Below are 21,938 nucleotides of genomic sequence, written 5' to 3'. Positions count from 1 at the left end.
AGGGATACGGGGATCGCATGACCATCGACACCGTCCACGCCGGCGCAGCCGGCACCTGGCAGCTCGGCGACCTGACCGTCAACCGGATGGGCCTGGGCGCCATGCGGCTGACCGCGAACGCCGACGGCAGCCCGAGCGACCGGGACCGGGCCGTCGCCGTGCTGCGCCGCGCCGTCGAGCTGGGCGTCAACCACATCGACACGGCCGCGTTCTACTTCTCGCCGCTGCGCTCGGCCAACGAGCTGATCAACCGGGCACTCTCGCCGTACTCCGACGATCTGGTCATCGTGACCAAGGTCGGGCCCGGCAAGGACCCGTCCGGGCAGTGGCTGCCGGCGGCCCGCCCGGACCAGTTGCGCGGGCAGGTGGAGGAGAACCTGCGCCAGCTCGGCCGCGACCACCTGGACGTGGTGAACCTGCGGGTGCACGGCCCGGAGCCGCTCTCCGAGCACTTCGGCGCGCTGACCGAGCTGCGCGACGCCGGGCTGATCCGGCACCTCGGCGTCTCCGCGGTACGCCCGCACCAGGTCGCCGAGGCCCGCGCCATCGCCCCGGTGGTGTGCGTGCAGAACTCGTACGGCCTGGGCTACCGCCGTACCCACGACGAGCTGATCCGGGACTGCGCGGCGCACGGCACCGCGTTCGTGCCGTTCTTCTCCATCGTCACCAGCGGCCGGGAGGCCGGCGCCACCGGCGAGGAGCACCCGGAGGTGCACGCGGTGGCCCGGGAACACGGTGTGACGGCGGCCCAGGTCCGGCTGGCCTGGACGCTGGCCCGGGGCCCGAACGTGCTGGCCATCCCCGGCACCGGCAACCCGGCGCACCTGGAGCAGAACATCGCCGCCGCCGCGCTGCGCCTCTCCCCCGCCGACCTGGCCCGCCTCGACGCGGTGTGAGGTTCGGCCGTCGGCAGAATCGGCGCGTACGGGGTGGCCCGCCGCCGCGTGCGCGCCGATGCTGAGGCGATGGCGACCTTCTCCGTGCAGGCCCAACCCACCGACGCGGCGAGCTGGACCGAGCTGGCCCGTACCGTCGAGGCGGCCGGCTTCGACGCGCTGTTCGCGGCCGACCACCCCGGCGACTGCGCGTCGCCGTTCGTCGCGCTCGCCGCCGCGGCGGCGGTGACCAGCACGCTGGGCCTCGGCTCGTACGTCTCGAACGCCGGCGTCCGGGAACCGATCCTGCTCACCGCCGACGTGGCCACGCTGGACGTGGTCTCCGGCGGGCGGGCCCGGTTCGGCGTCGGCGCGGGCCACACGCCGGCCGAGTGGCGGGCGGTCGGGCGCGAGCGCCCGGACGTCGCCGGCCGGGTCCGCCGCTGCGTCGCGGTGACCGAGGCGGTACGGGCGCTGCTGGCCGGCGACGAGGTCACTGTGGACGCTGAGGAGCTGACCGCGCACGCCGCCCGCCTCACGGCACCCCGGCCGGTCCAGGACCGCATCCCGCTGACCGTGGGCACGTCCAACTCGACGTTGCTGCGCTGGGCCGGGAGGCACGCCGACGTGGTCGGCCTGGCCGGCCTGGGCCGTACCCTGCCCGACGGCCACCAGCACACCGTCCGGTGGCGGGCCGACCAGATCGAGGCGCAGCTCGCGTGCGTGGCGGCCGGAGCGGCCGGCCGGGACACGCCGCCGGCCCTGGAGGCGCTGGTTCAGCACGTCGCGGTCACCGACGACGCGGAGGCGGCCGCCGCCGGGACGGCCGCCGAGACCGGGCTCACCCCGGCGGAGGTGCTGGCCACCCCGTTCGTGCTGGCCGGGACGCCCGACGAGATCGTCGCGGCGGTGGCCGGGCACGAGCGCCGCTGGGGCGTCACCCGCTTCGTGGTACGCGCCGGAGCCGTTGACGCGCTCGCCCCGCTCCTGCCCCGGCTGGCGGGAAAAGAGCTGGACTTCGAGCACACTCGAAAGTGAACACTGTGCGCATGACGACGACACGACAGCTGGGCCGCAGCGGCATCGAGGTCAGCGCGATCGGCATGGGCTGCTGGGCGATCGGCGGCCCGCTCTGGGACGGCACCCAACCGCTCGGCTGGGGCGAGGTGGACGACGACGAGTCGGTGCGTACCGTCCACCGGGCCCTCGACCTGGGCGCGACGCTGTTCGACACGTCCAGCAACTACGGCGCCGGGCACAGCGAGCGGGTGCTCGGGCGCGCGCTGGCCGGCCGCCGGGACCGCGCGGTCATCGCCACCAAGTTCGGCTACCCCACCGACGAGGCGACCCGGCAGGCCCTGGGCGAGGACGCCACGGCGGACTACGCCCGGCGCAGCCTGGAGGGTTCGCTGCGCCGGCTCGGCACCGACCACGTCGACCTCTACCAGCTGCACCTGGGCGGCCTGCCGGTACCGCAGGCACTGGACCTCGTCGGCACCCTGGAGGACCTGGTCACCCAGGGGAAGATCCGGGCGTACGGCTGGAGCACCGACGACCCCGCCTCGGCACGCGCCTTCGCCGAGGCCGGACCGCACTGCGCGGCGGTCCAGCACGACCAGTCGGTGCTGCGGGACAACGCGGCCGTGCTCGCGGTGTGCGCGGAGTTCGACCTGGCCGCCCTGAACCGGGGGCCGCTGGCGATGGGCCTGCTCACCGCGAAGTACCAGGACGCGCCGGCCGCCCGGGGCGACGACGACGTGCGCGGCGTGGCCCCGGAGTGGCTGGACTGGTTCACCGGCGGCGTACCGCGCGCCGAGTGGGCGCAGCGGGTGGCCCGGGTCCGTGAGGCGCTGACCGCCGACGGCCGCACCCTCGCCCAGGGCGCGCTGGGCTGGCTGCTCGCCCGCAGCCCGCACACCCTGCCCATCCCCGGGTGCCGGACCGTCGCGCAGGCCGAGGAGAACCTCGGCGCGCTGGCGTACGGGCCGTTGCCGCAGGACGCGTTCGCCGAGGTGGAACGCCTGCTCGCCGACCTGCGTACCGCCCCTGCCGACGCCTGACCGCCCGGCCGCACCGGCAGCCACACCGCAGACGTGTAGCACCTCGTAGCACACAGGCGGTAGGCTGCCGGTGTGGCCGAGCACGCTCATCGCGAGATCACCCAACGCGAGCTGCGCAACGACTCCGGTGCCATCATGCGCGGGGTGGAGCGCGGAGAGTCCTTCACCATCACTCGCAACGGCACGCCGATCGGGCGGTTGATCCCGATCCGGCGCCGCACCTTCGTGCCGCGAGCCGAGGTTCTCGCGGCCTTCGCCGGCGCACCCCGGTTGGACGAGGCCCGCTTCCGGTCCGACCTCGACGCCGCCATCGACCAGGATCTGCCCAGCCGTGACTGGTGACCTCCCCGTGCGGGGTCTGATCGACACCAACATCGTCATCCATCTGGGTGGCCTCGACGGGACGGAACTGCCCGACGAGATGGTCATCAGCGCGGTCACGTTGGCCGAGCTTTCGGCCGGTCCCCATCACACCGACGATCCGCGCGAGCGCGCCCGCCGGATGAGCGTCCTGCAACACGTCGAGGCCACGTTCGAGCCGCTTCCGTTCGACGCCGAGGCGGCGCGGGCCTTCGGCCTGGTCTCAGCGGCGGTGCTCGCCGCCGGACGAGGAACGCGCCGCCGGGTGGCGGACCTGATGATCGCCTCCGTCGCACACGCCAACGCGCTCCCTCTCTACACCACGAACCCGGGCGACTTCCTCGGGCTCGACGGTCTGGTCACCGTGCATCCGGTCAGCAGGCCGACCGGCTGAAGGCCCGTCGTCGACGCGCAACCGGCGGGCGTGACGAGTGAGTGATTTCGCTCAACGCATCCGAATCGCTCTCCGTACTCGAAGATGTGAGCATGCGGATCCTCATGGCCGGCGCGTCCGGTTTCCTCGGCACCCGACTGGTCGACTGCCTCACCGCGGACGGCCACCAGGTCACCCGCCTGGTCCGCCGCCCGCCGCGCACCCCCGTCGAACGGCAGTGGAACCCGTCCGCCGCGCAACTGGACCCGCAGTGCGTCGCCGACGCCGACGCGGTGGTGAACCTGGCCGGCGCCGGGGTGGGTGACAAGCGCTGGAACGACGAGTACCGGAAGACGATCCGGACCAGCCGGGTGGACAGCACCACCACGCTCGCCATCACGATCGCCGGCCTGCCCGCCGCCGACCGGCCCGCGGTGCTGCTGAACTCCTCCGCCGTCGGCTGGTACGGCAACACCGGCGACCGTGCGGTCACCGAGGAGGCGCCGGCCGGTGAGGGGTTCCTCGCCGACGTCTGCCGGGTCTGGGAGGCCGCGACCCGCCCGGCCGAGGACGCCGGCGTACGGGTGGTGCGCCTGCGTACCGGACTGCCACTGCACCGCGACGGCGGCCTGCTCAAGCCGCAGCTCCTGCCGTTCCGGCTCGGCGTCGGCGGCAAGCTGGGCAACGGCCGCCAGTGGCTGCCGTGGATCTCGATGCGGGACTGGCTCGACGCCGCGAAGTTCCTGCTGGCCCGCGACGACGTGGCCGGCCCGGTGAACGTGGTCGGCCCGGCGCCGGTCACCAACGCCGAGTTCACCCGGGAACTCGCCCGGCAGCTGCACCGCCCGGCGATCATGCCGATCCCGGCGCTGGCGCTGAAGGTCGCGCTCGGCGGTTTCGCGCAGGAGGCGCTCACCAGCACGCGGGTGCTTCCCGGCGTGCTGGACAAGGCCGGTTTCGCCTGGGCGCACCCGGACCTGCCGGGTGCGCTGCGCGCCGCCCTCACCGGCTGAGCGAGGGCGGCGCGACGCGGCGGATCAGCAGCCGATCACCCAGTACGCGGGCCCGGTCTGCTTCAGCGTGCTCGTGTAGAAGGTGTTGTAGAGGCCCATCCGCTGCCCGCTGCCGAGCGCGTAGGCGTACCCGCCGGACTGGTAGGCCCGCCCGGCGACCACGTGCGCGTAGTTGCTGGCGGTGACGCAGACCGGCGCACTGGTCGGGGTGGGCGAGGGAGGGGCGGTCGGCGACGCGGTCGGGGTGGGTGACGCGGTCGCCGTCGGGGTCGGGCTCGGCGAGGCGCCGCCACCGCCGAGGCCGAAGAAGAGCGCGTCCCGGTACGTCGAACAGATGGTGTCCAGGAAGTACGCCCCGGCGGTGCCGCACTGGTCCGCGCCCGTACCCGGGTCGACGGGGGTGCCGTGGCCCATCCCGGAGACCCGGTAGAGGCGGACCTGGTCGCTGCCGTAGACCTCCAGGCCGGTGCCGGCCGGCAGCGTGGACGTGCTGGTCGGGGTGGTCGACACGCCCAGCACGTTCGTCCACTGGTCCCGCGACTCGGCGGCGTTGGCGGTCGCCACCGTGGTGTCGCTGGTGCCGTGCCAGATCGCCACGCGGGGGCGCTTGCCGGAGTAGCCGGGGTACGCGCCGCGGACCAGGTCGCCCCACTGCGCCGGGGTCTTGTCCACGCCGGGGTTCATGCAGCTGAACGCGGTGACGGTGCTGGTGGCGCAGCGGTACGGGATGCCGGCGACGATCGAGCCGCCGGCGAAGACGTCCGGGTACGCGGCGAGCATGGCCGCGCTCATCGCCCCGCCTGCGGAGAGGCCGCTGACGTAGACGCGGGCGCCGTCGGTGCCGTAGGTGCTCTTGGCGTAGTCGACCATCTGCTTGATCGACAGCGCTTCGCCCTGGCCGCGTGCGGTGTCACCGGTCTCGAACCAGTTGAAGCAGGAGTTGGCGTTGTTGCCGCTGGGCTGCTGCGGCGCGATGAGCGTGAACTTCCACTGGTCGGCGTACTTCTGCCAGCCGGAGTTGGCGACGTACGTGGAGGCGTTCTGCACGCAGCCGTGCAGCAGCACCACGGCGGGCGCGCCGGCGGGCAGGCCGTCCGGGCGGTACGCGTACATGGCCAGGTTGCCGGGGTTGGAGCCGAACCCGGTGACCTGGGTCAGCGAGGCGGCCTGGGCGGGGAGGGCGGCGACCAGCGCGGTGGCCGCGGCCAGCACGACCCCGGCCGCCGCCCCGGCGACGCGGGCGATGAGGGATGAGGAGCGGGGCACGGGGACCTCCCGATCGTGGAATGTGAACTGAGTCACCTCCGGATTGCCGCGACGTTACGGCCGCGTTTCGTCACACCGGAATGGCCGCCACTCACACATTCACGACCACCGAAGTGTGCGGCGAGTTCCGTGTCCGGGCGGTCTGCCCAGGTCCGGTTGGTAACGTCCGCTGCGTGCCCTCCTCCCCGTCCCCGGCCGCCGGCCCGGCGCCGACACGCGTCCGCGACCGGCGCGCCGACCTGCTGGTCACGCTCGCCGCGCTGGCCCTGGCCCTCTGGGTGACGAGTGGCCTGTGGCGGGATCCCAACAGCCGAGCGATCACCGTCAACTCCAGCGACCAGGCGCTGTTCGAGTGGCTGCTGGCGTTCGGCGGGCACGCGCTGACACACGGGCAGAACCCGCTGTTCACCACGTTGATCAACGTCCCGGACGGGGTGAACCTCGCGGTCAACACCTCGATCACCGTGTACGCGGCGGTCTTCGCGCCGCTGACGTACCTGATCGGGCCGCCCGCGACGTTCCTGGTGATCCTCACGCTCAACCTGGCCGCGACGGCTGTCGCCTGGTACTGGCTGCTCAGCCGGCACCTGGTCGGCAGCCGGCTGGCCGCCGGTGTGGGCGCGCTGTTCATCGCCTTCTGCCCGGCGATGGTGTCGCACGCGAACGCGCACCTGAACTGGACCGCCGGCTGGCTGGTGCCGCTGCTCATCTGGGGCGTGTTCCGGCTGCGGCGTCCCGGGCGGGCGGTCACCGGCGGGATCGTGCTCGGCCTGCTGGTCGCCGTCGCGTTCTCGATCGCCGCCGAAGGGCTCTTCTTCACCGCGCTGGCGCTCGGCGTGTTCCTCGCGGTGTGGGCGCTGCACCCGGCCCGCCGGTCCGAGGTGCGTGCCGCGCTGCCCCGGATGGCGGCTGGGCTGGGCGTGACCGCGCTGGTCGCCGGGGCGCTGCTGGCGTACCCGCTCTGGCTGCACTTCCTCGGGCCGCAACGGTTCCACGGCACCGGGTTCGACCCGCTGATCCACTCCGAGGACATCGCGGCGTACGGGTCGTACCCGCGCCGGTCGCTGGCCGGCTGGGCCGGGTGGGGCACCTCGCTGGCACCCAACCCGACGGAGGAGAACTCGTTCTTCGGCGTACCGCTGCTCCTGCTCGCGGTCGCCTGCTTCGCGCTGCTGTGGTGGCGCGCGGACCGGGCGTTCCGGGCCACGCTCGCGGCGCTCGGGGTGACCGCCGTGGTCTTCGCGGTGCTGTCCTGGGGGCCGACGGTGAAGTGGAACGGCCGCCGCTTCGACCAGACGCTGCCGTTCGGGGTGCTGGACAACCTGCCGGTGATCAACGCGGCGTTGCCGTCCCGGCTGGCCCTCGTCGTCGCGCCGGTCATCGGCCTGCTGCTGGCGTACGCGATCGACACGCTGCGGGCCCGGCCGCCACGGCACCGGGTGAGCGGGCTCGCCTGGACGCTCGGCTTCGTCGCCGCGCTGCTGCCGCTCGTGCCGACGCCGCTGCTCACCAGCGTCCGCGAGCCGATTCCGCAGTTCATCACCAGTGGCGCCTGGCAGCGCTACGTCCCGCCCGACGGGGTGCTGACCCCGCTGCCGCTGACCGTTGACGTCTACCCGGACGGGCAGCGCTGGCAGGCGTACGCGCTGGCGAACCGGCAGGGCGAGTTCCGGATCCCCTCCGGGTTCTTCCTCGGGCCGGGCGGCCCGGAGGGCCGGGGCCGGATCGGCCCGGTGCCGCGCACCTTCGACTCGCTGATGGACCAGGCCGGCCGGACCGGGCTGGTGCCGATCATCACCGACGGCAGCATCCGCGAGTCCCGGGCGGACCTGCGCTACTGGGGGGTGCAGGCGGTGGTGCTGCCGGACCGGGTGCACGGTGCCAAGTTCGACGTCGACGAAGAGGCGCTGCGGCGCACCGCCACCGCGCTGCTCGGCCCGCCCGAGCGGGTGGAGGACGTCTGGCTGTGGCGGGTGCCGGAGTGACCGTCGCCGCGACGCGATGGCGACGAGGCTCACGGGTCCGGTTCCCGGAGGGCGGGACTAGGCTGGACGGGTGAGCGTGACGACTTCCGGGCTGACCGCCGTCCGCGCCGGCCTGCTCGACTACCAGGCCGCCTGGGACGAGCAGCGCCGGCTGCACGAGGCGGTGGTGGCCGGCGAGCAGGGCGACACCGTGCTGCTGCTGGAGCACCCCAGCGTCTACACCGCCGGCAAGCGCACCGAACCGTGGGACCGGCCGATGGACGGCACCCCGGTGGTGGACGTGGACCGCGGCGGCAAGATCACCTGGCACGGTCCGGGGCAGCTCGTCGGCTACCCGATCGTCCGGCTGCCCGACCCGGTCGACGTGGTCGCGTACGTCCGGCGCACCGAGCAGCTGCTGATCGACGTCTGCGCCGAGTTCGGGCTGGCCGCCGGCCGGGTCGAGGGGCGCAGCGGCGTGTGGGTGCCGGAGGACGACCGGGGCCCGGCCCGCAAGGTGGCCGCCATCGGCATCCGGGTGGCCCGCGGCGTCACGCTGCACGGCTTCTCCGTCAACTGCGACTGCGACCTGGGCTTCTTCGACCGGATCGTGCCCTGCGGCATCCGTGACGCCGGGGTCACCTCGCTGACCGCCGAGCTGGGCCGGCCGATCACCGTCGCCGACGTGCTGCCCGTGGTCGAGCGGCACCTGCCGACGCTGACGCAGGTCTGAGCCCCGTGCGGCTCGACCTGGTCACGCTCGTCGTGGCCGAGTACGACCCGGCCATCGCGTTCTTCACCGAGGTACTCGGGTTCGAGCTGGCGGAGGACAGCCCGTCGCTGACCAACGACGGCCGGCCCAAGCGCTGGGTGGTGGTACGCCCACCGGGCGGCGGCACCGGCCTGCTGCTGGCCCGCGCCGACGGCGAACACCAATCCGGTGCCGTGGGCGACCAGACCCACGGGCGGGTGGGCTTCTTCCTCCAGGTCGACGACTTCGAGGCGGTGTATCGGCGGATGGTCGACGCGGGAGTCGAGTTCGTCCGCCCGCCCCGCACCGAGCCGTACGGCCGGGTCGCGGTCTTCCGCGACATCGCCGGCAACCCCTGGGACCTGCTCGGCCCGGCCTGACCGCTCGCGCTTTCCCCTCCCCCTTGCCTTTCGGCTCGCCGCGCTCGCGCCGCCCCGCCTGACCTCCCGGCCTGGCCCGTCCGCGTGGTCCCGCCCCCGGCCGCCGCGCATCGCTCGGTGCGGTGGCCGACCAGTCCCGGGTTGCCGCCCGCCCAGAGCCACCTCACCATCGGTCACGGTAAGTGACATATCCCGCGCCTGCGGCATGTGACCTCTCGCCGACTTTGCTCTGCAGCCGGATCCGCAACGGTCACTCCCGGTCGATCGGTGCGCCCGTGGCTGCAGAGCAAAGTGCGCAGAGACCATTCCCTCCCGCTCGCGGGTCGTTCGCCATAACCCCTGCTCAGCGCGATTCGCCGTCGCAGAGGGCATCTCGACGACTTCGGAGGCCCCATCACCGAGCGTGACCGCAAGCCTGTGCGACCTTTCATCACCCTGTGTGACCGATCCGAGCCGGTTGCGGAGGCCGACGGCTCGACCGACCGCTCCGGCGAGCCCGCGCCCCACCACCGGGACCGGGACCCGGACCCGGACCGGCCGAGAGGAACCCGCCGCTGCGGGGCCGGCACGGCGCAAGCCGCGCCGGCCCGCGGCCGTCAGGGCGTGAGGCGGTGCAGGTCGCGCGGGAAGGCGGTCACCTCGCGGACGTTCGCCGCGCCGGTGAGCCGCGCGACGAACCGCTCCAGCCCGATCGCGAAACCGCCGTGCGGCGGCATGCCGTGCCGGAACGCGTCCACGTACCCGGCGTACGGCTCGACCGGCTCGCCGCGCGCCGCCAGGGCGGCCAGGTAGTCGGCGTGCCGGTGCAGCCGCTGCCCGCCGGTCACCAGCTCCACGCCCCGGAACAGCAGGTCGAAGCCGTTCGAGTACGCGGGCCGGGCCGGGTCCGGATGGGTGTAGAACGGGCGCTTCGCCATCGGATAGCCGGTGACGAAGAGGAAGTCGCTGCCGTGCTCGCGGAGCGCCCACTCCCCCAGCGCCCGCTCGTGCGCCGGGGCCAGGTCGGGTTCGTCGGCCGGCGCTCCGGCGATCTTCAGCGCGTCGGTGAAGTGCACCGCCGGGATCTCCGCCGGCACCTCCGGCGCCGTCACGCCGAGCGTGGCCAGCGCGCCGCCGGCCCGCTCGGCGACTGTCGCCATCATCCCGGCCAGGGTGCCGCGCAGCACCGCTATCACGTCCCGGTGGTCGGTCACGAAACCCAGCTCGACGTCGAGCGACGTGTACTGGGCCAGGTGGCGCACCGTGTCGTGCGGCTCGGCGCGGAACACCGGCCCCACCTCGTAGACCCGCTCGAAGACACCGACCATGAGCTGCTTGTAGAACTGCGGCGACTGGGCCAGGTAGGCGGGCCGCCCGAACCAGTCCAGCGCGAACACGTTCGCCCCGCTCTCGGTGGACGAGGCGACCACCTTCGGCGTGTGCACCTCGACGAAGCCCTGCCCGTCGAGCGTGGCCCGGAAGCCGGACACGGCCGCCGCCGAGATCCGCAGCGCGGCGGACCGGCTCGGGTGCCGCAGTGCGGTCGGCGCGTTGTCGAGCTGGGTGGGCAGGGTGGCGGTGAGCACCGGCCGGTACAGGTCGAACGGGGGCGGGACGGCGGGCGGCCCGAGCGGACGTACCGTCGGCTCGACGACCTCGACCCCGGCGGGCGCGGTGGGGTTCGCGACCACGGTGCCGACGACCTCGACGACCGTCTCCTCGGTGAGCGCCTCGACCTGCTCGCGCACGGCGGGCCCGGCGACCACCACCTGGGCGAGCCCGGCGGCGTCGCGGAGGATCAGGAAGGCCACCGACTTGAGCAGCCGGCGGCGGTGGACCCAGCCGGCGAGTCGCACGGTGGCGCCCACATGGGCGGGGAGTTCTGCGGACAGGATGCGTTGCACGACGACTACCTCCTTGACCAATCGCAACGCGATCCCCAGGGAGGTGTGGGCGAGCGGGAACCTCGCGGTGCCACCACACCTTCGCCCCCGCCGTGGCGGGAGCCTCGTTCGTCGCCTTTTCACCGGGGCCGGCCGGGCGGGCTCTACTGGGCGCACGGCGCCGTTCTTCCCGCAGCTCGGGAGGGTCTTCACGGGCCGGCGCCAGACCGCCTCGCAGCAACCGACGGCTCTCTCGACTGGCGGATCGGTCCGTTACTCGGCTCCGTCACAGCTCTGCCCGGCACGCTAGCACCACGCGCGCCACGCTGTGACCGGGTTTTTTCGCCCCTGGTGTCCGGTGTCACAGCGATTCCGGCGTGACGGCCGTCGCCCGCCGTTCATCGACCGGCGCCGACCGGCGTACGCTCGGTTTTGTGACGATCGAGCAATCCGCGCCGACGACTGAGCAGCCAGCGCGCACCGCGACTGTCGCCCCGGAGGGGCGGCGGATGCTGCGGATCGAGGCGCGCAACGCCGAGACGCCGATCGAGCGCAAGCCGCCGTGGATCAAGGTCAAGGCCAAGATGGGCCCGGAGTACACCCAGTTGCGCGGGCTCGTCTCGCGCGAAGGGCTGCACACCGTGTGCCAGGAGGCCGGCTGCCCCAACATCTACGAGTGCTGGGAGGACCGGGAGGCCACGTTCCTCATCGGTGGTGACCAGTGCACCCGGCGCTGCGACTTCTGCCAGATCGACACCGGCAAGCCGGCCGAGTTCGACGCCGACGAGCCGCGGCGTGTCGCCGAGTCCGTCGCCGCGATGGGGCTGCGCTACGCGACCATCACCGGCGTCGCCCGCGACGACCTGCCCGACGGCGGGGCCTGGCTCTACGCCGAGACGGTCCGGCAGATCCACGCGCTTCAGTCCGGCTGCGGTGTCGAGCTGCTCATCCCCGACTTCAACGCCGTGCCCGAGCAGCTCGCCGAGGTCTTCGGCTCGCGGCCCGAGGTGCTGGCCCACAACGTGGAGACCGTGCCCCGCATCTTCAAGCGGATCCGCCCGGCGTTCCGCTACGAGCGTTCGCTGGACGTGATCCGCCAGGCGCGGGCCGACGGCCTGGTCACCAAGAGCAACCTGATCCTCGGCATGGGCGAGGAGCGCGCCGAGGTGTCCCAGGCGCTGCGCGACCTGCACGAGGCGGGCTGCGAGCTGATCACCATCACGCAGTACCTGCGTCCCTCCCCCCGGCACCACCCGGTGACCCGCTGGGTCAAGCCGGAGGAGTTCGTCGAGCTGCGCGAGGAGGCCGAGGAGATCGGCTTCGCGGGCGTGATGAGCGGCCCGCTGGTCCGCTCGTCGTACCGCGCGGGCCGTCTCTACCAGCAGGCGCTCGACGCCCGCCGGGAGGTCACCGTCGCCGGCTGAGGCCGGCCGACCACCGCGTCACCCGCCGCCGGCCGCCCGCCGGATGCCATGATCACAGGCATGACCGCCGGGGTACGCGAGGAGCCACGCGAAGCCGTGCGCCCTCGTACGCCCCGGCGGCTGCCGTTGCCGACGCTGCTCGCCCTGCTCGTCGGGTTCGCCGGGGTGGGCTACCGGCTGGCGCTGCTGTTCGCCGACGTGCCGCCCACCAACAGCGACGAGGCGACGATGGGGCTGGCCGCCCTGCACATCGCCCGCGGTGAGGGCTTCCCGGTCTGGTTCTACGGCCAGGCATACATGGGCACGCTGGAGGCGTACCTGGCCGCGCCGCTGGTCGCGCTCGCCGGGCCGTCGGTGCTCGTGCTGCGGCTACCCACGCTCGCGTTGTACGCGTTGTTCCTGCTGCTGTCCTGGCGGCTGACCCGGCGGCTCGGCGGTGACCGCTGGTACGCCCTGCTCGTCGTCGCCGTGCTGGCGCTCGGCGCGGACCGGGTGGTGAAGAACCAGCTCATCGCCGGTGGTGGCTATCCGGAGCTGAACCCGGCCGGTGCGGCGCTGGCGCTGCTCACGGTCGGGCTCTGCGTGCGCGGGCCGGGCGCGCGGCTGCCCCGCTGGGCGGCGTGGGGACTGATCTCCGGGGTGCTGCTCTGGGTCGACCCGCTGATCCTGCCGTACGTGCTGACGCTCGGCGTGCTGCTCGTGGCGCGGCGCCGGCGGGAACTGGCCGGCCGGGCCGGGCTGGTGCTGGCCGGCGCGCTGCTGCTGGGCGCGGCCCCGATGCTGGTGGACAGCATCCGGCACGGCCGCAACCCGGTGACCGCGGTGCTGGCCGCGGGTGGCTCCGGCACCGCTGCGGACTGGGCGGACCGGCTGCACGGCGCGCTGGTCCTCGGGCCACCGCTGGCGATGGGCTTCTGCTCACCCGGCCGGTGTGCCACCTGGCAGCTCTGGTGGGCCGTCGCGTTCCCGGTGCTGCTGGTGCTCGCCGCGCTCACCGCGTGGCACACCCTGCGCCGCGCTTCCGGCCGTCCGGGTTCGGCGGTGCGGGTGTCGGCCGGGGTGCGGCTGGCGCTGCTCGGCGGCGCGGCGGGCGTGCTGGCCGCGTACGCGGTGAGCAACGCGGCCGGGCAGACGCCGATCGAGAGCAGTCGTTACCTGTCGTGCCTGGCGGTCGCCGTGCCCGCCCTGCTCTGGCCACTGTGGCAGGCCGCCCGCCGGCTCATCGGGCGGCGCCAGCTCACCGAGGTGGCGGCATCCGACCCGCTCACCCAACGCCAGCTCGCCGAGGTGGCTGCATCGGAGGGGGGGCGGATACGGCCATCTCCCCGAGGTGGAGTCGATCAAGGCGACCGGCGGGCGGACGGACGGGCCGAAGGCCCGGGCGGCGGGCGTCGGGGCGGTGGCAGTGCTCGCGGGCGTGCTCGGCACCGGCGCGTCGGCCACTGTGGAGGTGATCCGGGCGGCGCCCGACGTGCACGCCGAGGCGGACCGGCACCGGTCGCTCGTGGACACGCTCGGCGCGCTCGACGTCCGGAACGTCCGCGGCGGCTACTGGACGTGCAACCGGCTCACGTACGCCACCGGCGAGAACGTGGTCTGCGCCGTGGTCGAGGACGACCTGCGCCCCGGATTCGACCGGCTGCCCGCGTACCGGCGGGAGGTGGCCGCCGACCCGGACGCCGCCTGGGTGGCGCCGGCCGGCTCGCCGCTGGCCGCGCGGCTGGACGAACGCCTCGACACCGAATCCGACGCGCTCGACGTCGTCACGGTGGCCGGCTGGCGGATCTACCTGCCGCGCCGCTGACGCGGACGCGGCGCGCTACCGGACGCGGCGCTGTGCCGGAGCGGGTGGCGAAGCGTCGAGCAGGCCGAGGCGGTGGGCCAGCGCGGCGGCCTCGACCCGGTTGGTCACGTCGAGCTTGGCGATGATCCGGGACACGTGCACACTCGCCGTCTTCGGCGAGATGAACAGCCGCTCGGCGATCCGGCTGTTGCTGTGCCCCTCGGCGACCAGCCGCAGCACCTCCTGCTCCCGGCTGGTCAGCAGGTCCGGCCCGGGTCGCCCGGTGCCCCGCAGACCCACCCGGCGGGCCAGCGTCGCCGCCTGCTCGCCCAGCGGGGTGGCGCCCAGCCGGGCGGCCAGCTCGGCCGTCTCCCGTACCGCGGCGGCGACCTCGTCCCGCTCGCCCGCCGCCGCGGCCGCCTCGGCCAGCCCGAGCAGCGCCCGGCCCAGCGGGTACGGCTGCCCGGCCGCCCGCCACGCCGCCACGGCCTCCCGCCACGCGGCGAGCGCCTCGGCGGGAGCGGCGGGGCCGAACCCGGTCAGGACGGCGGTGACGTGGGCCGCGTGGGCGTGCTCGGCCGGGTGCCGGGCGGGCAGCGCGGCGGCCACCGCCGACACCTCGGCGGCGAGCGTCGCGTCCCCGATCACGGCGGCGGTACGCGCCAGCGCGTTCAGCAGCGGCCAGCCCTCCCGCGGCAGGTCGGCCAGGTGCGCGTCGGCCAGGGCGGCGCGCGCCGCGCGTACCGCCTCCAGCTTGTCGTCGGCGGCGAGCGCGGCCTCCACGCGCAGCTCGTGCAGCGGCAGCCGGTGGTTCGGCCAGAGGTAGGGCCGGCTGAGGAACGCCAGCGCCCGCCCGACGACCTCGTCGGCGCCGGGATGGGCGCGGGCCAGGTGGAGCCCGGCGCGCAGTTGCAGCCAGTGCAGCCCGGACACGCCGGGCGGGTCGATCCGGGCCGCCTCGGCGCAGGTGGCGTCCGCCTCGTCCCAGCGGCCCAGCGCGATCAGCGCCTCGGCCCGGTTGGACAGCAGGTATGCCCCGATCGAGCGGCTGATGCCGACCCGGCGCGCCTCGCTCACCCCGGCCGCGGCCGCCTGTTCGGACTCGTCGTAGCGGCCCAGTTCGTAGAGCACGTCGGAGAGGAAGACCAGCGCACTGACCAGGGCCCACGAGTCACCGGAGGCGCGGGCCCGCGCCTCGACCCCGCGCAGCTCGGCCAGCCCGCGCTCCGGGGTGCCGTCGAGGCGGTGCAGCAGGGCGATCCGGGTGGGCAGCAGCACCAGGTCGGTGCCGACCTCCGACGCGCCGGCCGCGGCTTCGGCGGCGACCGAGGCGGCCTCGCGCGGGTCGACCTTCATCAGGTGCGACGCGATGTCGGCCAGCACGGCGAACCGTTCCGGGCCGTCGGGGGCGCCGGCCGCCAGCCGGTACGCCTCGCGCAGCTCGGCCGCGCCGTCGCTCTTGCCGAGCAGCGCGAACAGCCGGCCGCGATGGTCGAGCAGGCGGGCGGCGCGCAGCGGCTCGGCGCCGGGGTCGACCTCGGCGAGCGCGGCCCGGGTGAGCGTGAGCGCGCGGCTGAGGTCACCGGCGGTGACCGCGGCGGTGAGCGTGTCCTCCAGCACCCGCAGGTGGTCCATGCCGAGCCGGTCGGCGGCGTCGGGCACCTGCTCCCACAGTTCGAGGACGCGCTCCAGCAGGCGGCTCTGCTCCGCGTACGCGTACCGTTCGGCCGCCGCCTCGGCGGCGACCAGGGCGGCGGTGAGCGCGCGCGGGTGGTCGTGCGCGGCGTACCAGTGGTGGGCGATCTCGGCCGGCGCGCGACCGGCGGCGACCAGGTGGGGTTGGGCCTCGATCGCGGCGGCGTACCGGGCGTGCAGCCGCGCGTGCTCGCCGGGCAGCAGGTCGTCGTGCACGGCCTCGCGGACCAGCGCGTGCCGGAACTCGTAGTCGCCGTCCGGGTCGGCCACCACGAGCTGCCCGGCGACGGCGGCGCGCAGCGCGTCCTCCAGTTCGGCCTCGGGCAGGCCGGCCACCTCGGCGAGCAGTTGGTGGGCGAAGCGGGTGCCTCCGGCGGCCGCGATCCGCAGCACCCGCTGGGCCGGTTCGGGCAGCCGGTCGACGCGGGCCAGCAGCAGGTCGCGCAGCGTCTCCGGGATGGCCGCGCAGCCGACCGGGCCGCCGGCGGCGGCGAGCTCCTCGATGAAGAACGGATTGCCCTGGGTGCGTTCGTGCACGTCGTCGACGGTCCGGGCGTACTGCTCGGTGCCGAGCAGGTCGGCCAGCACGGCGGCGGTGCCGTCGCGGTCGAGGCGGCCCAGCTCGATCCGGTCCACGCCGCGGACCCGGTCCAGCTCGGCGAGGAACGGCCGCAGCGGGTGCCCGCGGTGCAGCTCGTCGGTGCGGTACGTGCAGACCACCAGCAGGCGGGTGGCGCGGGCGGCCCGCACCAGGAAGCCGATGAGATCCCGGGTGGACCGGTCGGCCCAGTGCAGGTCCTCGATCACCAGCACCAGCGGGCGTTCCTCGGCGATCCGCCGGAACAGGTCGGCGACCAGGTCGAACAGGTAGCCACGTGGGGTGTCGGCGAGGGCCGGGCCGGCGGGCGCGGCGGCGCCTGCGGGCATCCGGGCGAGTTCCGGCAGCAGCCGGGCGAACTCCGCCTCGTAGCCGGCGAAGGCGGCCGGCCCGTCGTGGCGCAGCACGTCGCGCAGTGCGGCGGCGAACGGGGCGAACGGCAGGCCGGCCTCGCCCAGCTCCAGGCACTGGCCGACGAGCAGCCGCGCGCCGGCCGCGTCCACCTGCGTGCCGAACTCCTCCAGCAGCCGGGTCTTGCCGACACCCGCCTCGCCGCCGACGAGCACCGTCGCCGGCTCGCCGGACCGGCACCGGGCCAGCGCGTCGCCGAGCGCGGTCAGCTCGGTCCGGCGGCCGACGAGGACGGTGCTGGCGGCGCGTACGGTCACGCCGTCGAGCATGCCACGCGCCCCCGACGGCCCGACCGGGCCGATCGGGCCGCGCGTCGCCGCCGGTCCGGCCGCCCCCGTGACGGCCGGACCGGCGAACTGCCCTGCGGCACCGGCCACGCCCAAGATCCCGGGGACGGCCGGACCGGCGACGGCCGCCGGTGCGGTCACCGGCGGGCGTCGGTGGTGCGGGCGCTGTGCTGCCGACGGCTGAGCCAGCCGCGCGGGTGCCGCCGTGGCAGCGACCGGGCGAGCCGGTCCTGTGCGGCGTCGGCCTGCAACTCGGAGGCGTGGCTGCGGTGGATGCTGAGGATGAAGTCCGCGTCGTTGCCGAACATCTCGATCTCCCTTGTCGTGCGGTGTCGTTCCCTGTCGAGATCGACTCTCCGCGCGAAGGTGCCCCCGGGGCATGGGTACGCCGCCTGATCTTCGCCCGCCCGGCCTCCTTACCGGCGGGCCGGTTCGGGCCGGCGCGGCGGTAAGGTACTCAGCCCTCGGCGGAAGAGGCGGCCACGGATCAACGTGATGTGCGCCGACCACTAGACTCTGCGATATGGCAAAGCCCCAGGAGAAGGTCTCGTTCGGCCAGCGGCTGAAGCAGATCGGGATGGTGTTCCGGTTCACCGCCAAGCAGGACAAGTGGTTCGCGCCGCTGACCGCGGCGGCGGTGCTGATCCCGCTCGCGCTCACCGTGGTCGCGGTGATCGCCTGGGGCTGGCTCTGGCTGCCGATCGGCATCCTGCTCGCCCTGCTGGCCGTGCTGATCGTGCTCAACCTGCGCTCCAACAAGGCGATGATGAACGCCGCCGAGGGGCAGCCGGGCGCGGCGGCGCAGATCATGGAGAGCATGCGCGGCGACTGGCGGGTCACCCCGGCGGTCAGCTCCACCACCCAGATGGACATGGTGCACCTGGTGGTGGGCCGGCAGGGCGTGATCCTGCTGGCCGAGGGCAACCCGCAGCGCGTACGCGGCCTGCTCGGCCAGGAGAAGCGCCGCCTGGCGAAGGTGATCGGCACCGCCCCGCTGCACGACTACGTGATCGGGCAGGGCGAGGGTGAGCTGCCGGTCCGCAAGCTGCGGATGACGCTGATGCGGCTGCCCCGCGCCCTGTCCCCGAAGGACGTCAACGCGCTCGACAAGCGGCTCAAGGCGCTCACCGCGCGGCCGCAGATGCCCAAGGGCGCGATCCCGAAGAACATGCGGCCGGCGCGCGGCGCGTTCCGGCAGACCCGGGGTCGCTGACCTCCGGCGTACGCGAAAAGGAGCCGGTCCCCGTGCGGGGCCGGCTCCTTCGTCGTGCAGGTCAGCGGCGCGGGGCGTCGGTGACGACCGACCCGGAGAGCCGGTCGTGCAGGCCGCGCCGGTGCTCGTCCATCAGCAGGGCCGGCACCACGAGGGCCAGCAGGAGGCCGCGCAGCAGTCCCCGGAGCAGCCCGATCCGGCCGCCGTCGGCCCAGGACACGCAGCGCAGCCGGGTCAGGTACATGCCGGGGGTCTGGGCGAACAGGCCGATGAAGAAGCCGTACTCCAGGATCAGCACCAGGACCGGCGGCCAGCCGTCGCGGACCGGGTCGGAGAAGGCCCGGGCGACCATCAGGCACAGCACCCAGTCGATGATCAGGGCGCCGAAGCGGCGGCCGAGGCTGGGCGGGGTGAAGGCGGGGTCGGTGGCGGGCGGCACCGGTGTGGCGGCGGTATCGGTCACAGCGGCCAGGGTAGCGCCGCCGCGACCCCTGACGAAAAATACGACATTCAGCATCAGAGCGTGCCGGGATGACGCTCCGCAAGCGACGTAACACGGCGGAAACAGACGAGACACGGCCGGGCAACCCCCCGGCCATAGCGTCGCCAGTAGCCAGCTACCGGAGTGGACCTGCCAGGAGGACGTGTGTTCGCCAATTCCGAGGAACTCCTGCGATACCTCGCCAACGAGGACGTGAAGTTCGTCGACGTACGTTTCTGTGACCTGCCCGGCGTGATGCAGCACTTCAACCTGCCGGTCGAGTCGTTCGACGACAGCGTCTTCACCGACGGCCTCGCCTTCGACGGATCCTCGATCCGCGGCTTCCAGGCCATCCACGAGTCCGACATGCTCCTGCTGCCGGACGTCGCCACCGCCTTCATCGACCCGTTCCGGGCCCAGAAGACGCTCGCGCTGAACTTCTTCATCCACGACCCGTTCACCCGCGAGGCGTACTCCCGCGACCCGCGCAACGTGGCGAAGAAGGCCGAGGCGTACCTCGCCGCCAGCGGCATCGCCGACACCGCCTACTTCGGGGCGGAGGCGGAGTTCTACATCTTCGACTCCATCCGCCACGAGACCTCCGCGCACCAGTCGTTCTACTACATCGACTCGATCGAGGGCGCCTGGAACAGCGGCCGGATCGAGGAGGGCGGCAACCGGGGTTACAAGACCGCGTACAAGGGCGGCTACTTCCCGGTGCCGCCGGTGGACCACTACGCCGACCTGCGCGACCGGATCGTGCGGCGCCTCGTCGACGGCGGCTTCACCGTCGAGCGTTCGCACCACGAGGTCGGCACCGCGGGCCAGTCGGAGATCAACTACAAGTTCTCCACGCTGCTGCACGCCGCCGACCAGCTCCAGCTGTTCAAGTACATCGTCAAGAACGAGACCTGGGCCGCCGGCAAGACCGCGACGTTCATGCCCAAGCCGCTGTTCGGTGACAACGGCTCCGGCATGCACACCCACCAGAGCCTCTGGCGCGGCGGCGAACCGCTGTTCTACGACGAGACCGGCTACGCCGGCCTGTCCGACACCGCCCGCTGGTACATCGGCGGCCTCCTGCACCACGCCCCGTCGCTGCTGGCCTTCACCAACCCGACGGTGAACTCCTACCGTCGTCTGGTGCCGGGCTTCGAGGCGCCGGTCAACCTGGTCTACTCCCAGCGCAACCGCTCGGCCTGCACCCGCATCCCGGTGACCGGCAGCAACCCGAAGGCCAAGCGCGTCGAGTTCCGGGTGCCGGACCCGTCGAGCAACCCGTACCTGGCGTTCTCGGCCATGATGATGGCCGGCCTGGACGGCATCAAGAACAAGATCGAGCCGCCGGCGCCGATCGACAAGGACCTCTACGACCTCCCGCCGGAGGAGTGGGGCGACGTCAAGCAGGTGCCCGGTTCGCTGCCGGAGGTGCTCAACGCGCTCGAGGCCGACCACGACTACCTGCTCGACGGCGGAGTGTTCACGCCGGACCTGATCTCCACCTGGGTCGACTGGAAGCGGGCCAACGAGGTCGACCCGGTGCGTCTGCGCCCGACCCCGCACGAGTTCGCGATGTACTTCGACTGCTGAGCACGTACGTCAGCACCGGCCGGGCCGGCTTCGCGATGGCGGAGCCGGCCCGGCCGTTTACGCGGTACGGCGGCGCAGCGCGGCCCGGACGCCGCCCACCGCGACGACCACCACCAGCACCGTCATCAGCACCGCGCCCGGCGCCTTGCTGAACCGGGCCAGGTTGGATCCGTCCGGCAGGGTGAGCGCCGAGGCCACCGCGCAGGGCGCCACGAACCAGACCTGCCGGGCCAGCGGCACCGCCGCGACCGCGAGCAGCGTCAGCGGCCAGATCGCGTACCAGGGGTGGAAGACCGGGGCGAGCAGCACCGTGGCGGCGAGCGCCAGCCCCGCGCCGAGCAGCGCCACCCGCGGGCGGGCCAGCGTCAGCCGGGCCACCCGCTGCCGGGCGTCGTTGAGCCGCCGCAGCCGCGTCCACGCCTGCCACCAGAGCGCCACCAGCGTCGCGGCCAGCAGCACCAGCGCGGCCGCCCGGACCACCGGCACCGCCTGCGGCCGTAGCCCGGCCAGCTCACCGGCGTAGTCGATCACGAACCCGACGGCGGTGGGCGGGGAGGTCCACTGCTGCGAGTCGCCGCTGTGGCCGAGCCCTCCCACCCAGCCCAGCCCGAGGCCGGTGGCGAGCGACACGACGAGCAGCGTGCCGAGCACCGACGCGGCCAGCTGCCCGCCGTCGCGCAGCAGCGCCCGCCAGGTGTAGCGGCCGAGCACCGCGGCGAGCGCCGCGAACGGCAGCGCCACCACCGCGACCGCCTTCACCGCCACGGCAAGGCCCAGCAGCACACCGGCCACCAGCAGCGCGCGCGGCTTGCCCGGCAGGCGGACCAGCACCAGCAGGCCGAGCAGGAGCAGCCCGAGCGCGAGCGCGTCGTTGTGCGCGCCCGCCACCAGGTGGATCCCGACCAGCGGGCACGCGAGCACCAGCCAGGCGGCCCGCCGGGTGGGCACCCCGGCGGCACGGGCCAGGCCGGGCAGGCAGAGCGCGGTCAGCAGCACACCGGCCACCGCGACCAGCCGCAGCGCCACGACCGTCCCGATCAGGCCGCCACCGGCGAGGACGGCGAGCCCGGCCAGCAGGACGAAGAACGGCCCGTACGGCGCCGGGGTGTCCCGCCAGATCGGCGACACCGAGTCGGTCCACGGACAGCCGGCCGCCGCGACCCCCACCCGGTACGGGCTGAGCCCCTGCGTCCACGTCCAGCCCTGGCAGGCGTACGAGTAGACGTCGCGGCTGCCGATCGGCGGCGCGGCGAGCATCGGCAGCGACCAGAGCCCGGCGGTCAGGTACGCCCACCGGCCGGACGGGGCGCCCCACCGCAGCGACCACCAGGCGCCCACCAGCAGCAGCGTCCCGGCCAGCCAGCAGGCGAGCGCCGCCGGCCCGTTCGGTGCGTGCCAGATCGCGGCGAGCGAGCCGCGCGGGGGCGTGCCTGGTAGCGCGCCGCCGAGCCACCCGCCGACGGTGAGCAGCACGGCCCCGGCGAGGCCGGCGTAGCGGGCGAGACCGGCGGCGATCGGCCGGACGGGTCCGTCGGGCTCGCTCACCGGCACA

The 21,938-nt window shown here is 74.1% G+C and carries 19 protein-coding genes; 13 read left to right on the top strand and 6 right to left on the bottom strand.

Going from position 1 to position 21,938, the window contains the following annotated elements:
* The first annotated feature begins 17 nt into the window (after positions 1–17).
* From ACN27C_RS17000 to ACN27C_RS16975, 6 genes are all read left to right on the top strand, one after another.
* Positions 18–896, top strand: a complete 879-nt coding sequence (locus tag ACN27C_RS17000) for an oxidoreductase (RefSeq protein ID WP_422746716.1) — start codon at positions 18–20, stop codon at positions 894–896.
* 69 nt (positions 897–965) lie between these two features.
* Positions 966–1,913 carry an LLM class flavin-dependent oxidoreductase gene (locus tag ACN27C_RS16995; protein WP_422746714.1) on the top strand — a complete coding sequence of 316 codons (948 nt, stop codon included), beginning with the start codon at positions 966–968 and terminating at the stop codon, positions 1,911–1,913.
* A gap of 11 nt (positions 1,914–1,924) precedes the next feature.
* Positions 1,925–2,935: an aldo/keto reductase gene (locus ACN27C_RS16990; protein WP_422746712.1), complete on the top strand. Its 1,011-nt coding sequence runs from the start codon at positions 1,925–1,927 to the stop codon at positions 2,933–2,935.
* A gap of 72 nt (positions 2,936–3,007) precedes the next feature.
* Complete coding sequence (locus ACN27C_RS16985) at positions 3,008–3,277, top strand: type II toxin-antitoxin system Phd/YefM family antitoxin (protein ID WP_252454207.1); 270 nt, start codon at positions 3,008–3,010, stop codon at positions 3,275–3,277.
* Entirely contained in the window at positions 3,267–3,689 is a 423-nt protein-coding gene (locus ACN27C_RS16980; RefSeq protein ID WP_116507637.1) for a type II toxin-antitoxin system VapC family toxin, read from the top strand. Before ACN27C_RS16985 ends, ACN27C_RS16980 begins: the two co-directional genes overlap by 11 nt.
* 92 nt (positions 3,690–3,781) lie before the next feature.
* Positions 3,782–4,681: a TIGR01777 family oxidoreductase gene (locus tag ACN27C_RS16975; RefSeq protein WP_421498595.1), complete on the top strand. Its 900-nt coding sequence runs from the start codon at positions 3,782–3,784 to the stop codon at positions 4,679–4,681.
* Positions 4,682–4,705: 24 nt separating this feature from the next.
* Here the strand turns inward: ACN27C_RS16975 and ACN27C_RS16970 are convergent, their stop codons facing one another.
* Complete coding sequence (locus tag ACN27C_RS16970; RefSeq protein WP_364803591.1) at positions 4,706–5,947, bottom strand: PHB depolymerase family esterase; 1,242 nt, start codon at positions 5,945–5,947, stop codon at positions 4,706–4,708.
* Positions 5,948–6,120: 173 nt separating this feature from the next.
* Here ACN27C_RS16970 and ACN27C_RS16965 point away from each other — a divergent pair, with 173 nt between their 5' ends.
* The 3 genes from ACN27C_RS16965 to ACN27C_RS16955 all read left to right on the top strand — a co-directional run bounded on the left by ACN27C_RS16965 (position 6,121) and on the right by ACN27C_RS16955 (position 9,042).
* Positions 6,121–7,932 carry a DUF2079 domain-containing protein gene (locus tag ACN27C_RS16965; protein ID WP_357897176.1) on the top strand — a complete coding sequence of 604 codons (1,812 nt, stop codon included), beginning with the start codon at positions 6,121–6,123 and terminating at the stop codon, positions 7,930–7,932.
* Positions 7,933–8,002: 70 nt separating this feature from the next.
* The gene (gene lipB, locus ACN27C_RS16960; protein WP_043329324.1) at positions 8,003–8,644 is read left to right on the top strand and encodes a lipoyl(octanoyl) transferase LipB; all 642 of its coding nucleotides are present in this window, start codon (positions 8,003–8,005) and stop codon (positions 8,642–8,644) included.
* A 5-nt stretch (positions 8,645–8,649) separates the two neighbouring features.
* Positions 8,650–9,042, top strand: a complete 393-nt coding sequence (locus ACN27C_RS16955; RefSeq protein ID WP_350816345.1) for a VOC family protein — start codon at positions 8,650–8,652, stop codon at positions 9,040–9,042.
* 596 nt (positions 9,043–9,638) lie between these two features.
* On the opposite strand, the gene aspS is transcribed toward ACN27C_RS16955, so the two are convergent.
* Positions 9,639–10,925 carry an aspartate--tRNA(Asn) ligase gene (aspS, locus tag ACN27C_RS16950; RefSeq protein ID WP_120573650.1) on the bottom strand — a complete coding sequence of 429 codons (1,287 nt, stop codon included), beginning with the start codon at positions 10,923–10,925 and terminating at the stop codon, positions 9,639–9,641.
* A gap of 356 nt (positions 10,926–11,281) precedes the next feature.
* On the opposite strand from aspS, the gene lipA reads away from it, so the two are divergent.
* Together lipA and ACN27C_RS16940 are read left to right on the top strand one after the other, a co-directional pair.
* Positions 11,282–12,328 carry a lipoyl synthase gene (gene lipA / locus ACN27C_RS16945; RefSeq protein ID WP_120568722.1) on the top strand — a complete coding sequence of 349 codons (1,047 nt, stop codon included), beginning with the start codon at positions 11,282–11,284 and terminating at the stop codon, positions 12,326–12,328.
* Positions 12,329–12,388: 60 nt separating this feature from the next.
* Complete coding sequence (locus ACN27C_RS16940; protein ID WP_422746707.1) at positions 12,389–14,257, top strand: DUF423 domain-containing protein; 1,869 nt, start codon at positions 12,389–12,391, stop codon at positions 14,255–14,257.
* On the opposite strand, the gene ACN27C_RS16935 is transcribed toward ACN27C_RS16940, so the two are convergent.
* Together ACN27C_RS16935 and ACN27C_RS16930 are read right to left on the bottom strand one after the other, a co-directional pair.
* Positions 14,148–17,192 carry an ATP-binding protein gene (locus tag ACN27C_RS16935; RefSeq protein WP_422746705.1) on the bottom strand — a complete coding sequence of 1,015 codons (3,045 nt, stop codon included), beginning with the start codon at positions 17,190–17,192 and terminating at the stop codon, positions 14,148–14,150. The genes ACN27C_RS16940 and ACN27C_RS16935 overlap by 110 nt on opposite strands.
* 47 nt (positions 17,193–17,239) lie before the next feature.
* Positions 17,240–17,410, bottom strand: coding sequence for a hypothetical protein (locus ACN27C_RS16930; RefSeq protein WP_252454222.1), 171 nt, complete (start codon positions 17,408–17,410; stop codon positions 17,240–17,242).
* 215 nt (positions 17,411–17,625) lie between these two features.
* Here ACN27C_RS16930 and ACN27C_RS16925 point away from each other — a divergent pair, with 215 nt between their 5' ends.
* Positions 17,626–18,315 carry a DUF4191 domain-containing protein gene (locus tag ACN27C_RS16925; protein ID WP_120568720.1) on the top strand — a complete coding sequence of 230 codons (690 nt, stop codon included), beginning with the start codon at positions 17,626–17,628 and terminating at the stop codon, positions 18,313–18,315.
* A gap of 61 nt (positions 18,316–18,376) precedes the next feature.
* Here ACN27C_RS16925 and ACN27C_RS16920 read toward each other — a convergent pair whose 3' ends face one another.
* Positions 18,377–18,832, bottom strand: a complete 456-nt coding sequence (locus ACN27C_RS16920; RefSeq protein WP_091421189.1) for an RDD family protein — start codon at positions 18,830–18,832, stop codon at positions 18,377–18,379.
* Positions 18,833–18,961: 129 nt separating this feature from the next.
* Between ACN27C_RS16920 and glnA the strand changes: the two genes are divergently transcribed.
* A complete protein-coding gene (glnA, locus tag ACN27C_RS16915) occupies positions 18,962–20,386 on the top strand; it encodes a type I glutamate--ammonia ligase (RefSeq protein ID WP_013287749.1) in 1,425 nt (474 codons plus the stop codon).
* 57 nt (positions 20,387–20,443) lie between these two features.
* Here the strand turns inward: glnA and mptB are convergent, their stop codons facing one another.
* Complete coding sequence (gene mptB / locus ACN27C_RS16910) at positions 20,444–21,931, bottom strand: polyprenol phosphomannose-dependent alpha 1,6 mannosyltransferase MptB (protein ID WP_121686028.1); 1,488 nt, start codon at positions 21,929–21,931, stop codon at positions 20,444–20,446.
* Positions 21,932–21,938 lie beyond the last annotated feature (7 nt).

This window comes from Micromonospora sp. WMMD1219 (assembly GCF_049315215.1).
Lineage (GTDB): Bacteria > Actinomycetota > Actinomycetes > Mycobacteriales > Micromonosporaceae > Micromonospora > Micromonospora tulbaghiae.
This window is presented reverse-complemented; position numbering and strand designations above follow the sequence as displayed.

Coding starts and splice junctions, on each gene's coding strand:
- ACN27C_RS16975 (WP_421498595.1), top strand. CDS start 3,782: ATGCGGATCCTCATGGCCGGCGCGTCCGGTTTCCTCGGCACCCGACTG.
- ACN27C_RS16920 (WP_091421189.1), bottom strand. CDS start 18,832: ATGCTGAATGTCGTATTTTTCGTCAGGGGTCGCGGCGGCGCTACCCTG.
- ACN27C_RS16995 (WP_422746714.1), top strand. CDS start 966: ATGGCGACCTTCTCCGTGCAGGCCCAACCCACCGACGCGGCGAGCTGG.
- ACN27C_RS16930 (WP_252454222.1), bottom strand. CDS start 17,410: ATGTTCGGCAACGACGCGGACTTCATCCTCAGCATCCACCGCAGCCAC.
- ACN27C_RS16925 (WP_120568720.1), top strand. CDS start 17,626: ATGGCAAAGCCCCAGGAGAAGGTCTCGTTCGGCCAGCGGCTGAAGCAG.
- ACN27C_RS17000 (WP_422746716.1), top strand. CDS start 18: ATGACCATCGACACCGTCCACGCCGGCGCAGCCGGCACCTGGCAGCTC.
- ACN27C_RS16990 (WP_422746712.1), top strand. CDS start 1,925: ATGACGACGACACGACAGCTGGGCCGCAGCGGCATCGAGGTCAGCGCG.
- ACN27C_RS16940 (WP_422746707.1), top strand. CDS start 12,389: ATGACCGCCGGGGTACGCGAGGAGCCACGCGAAGCCGTGCGCCCTCGT.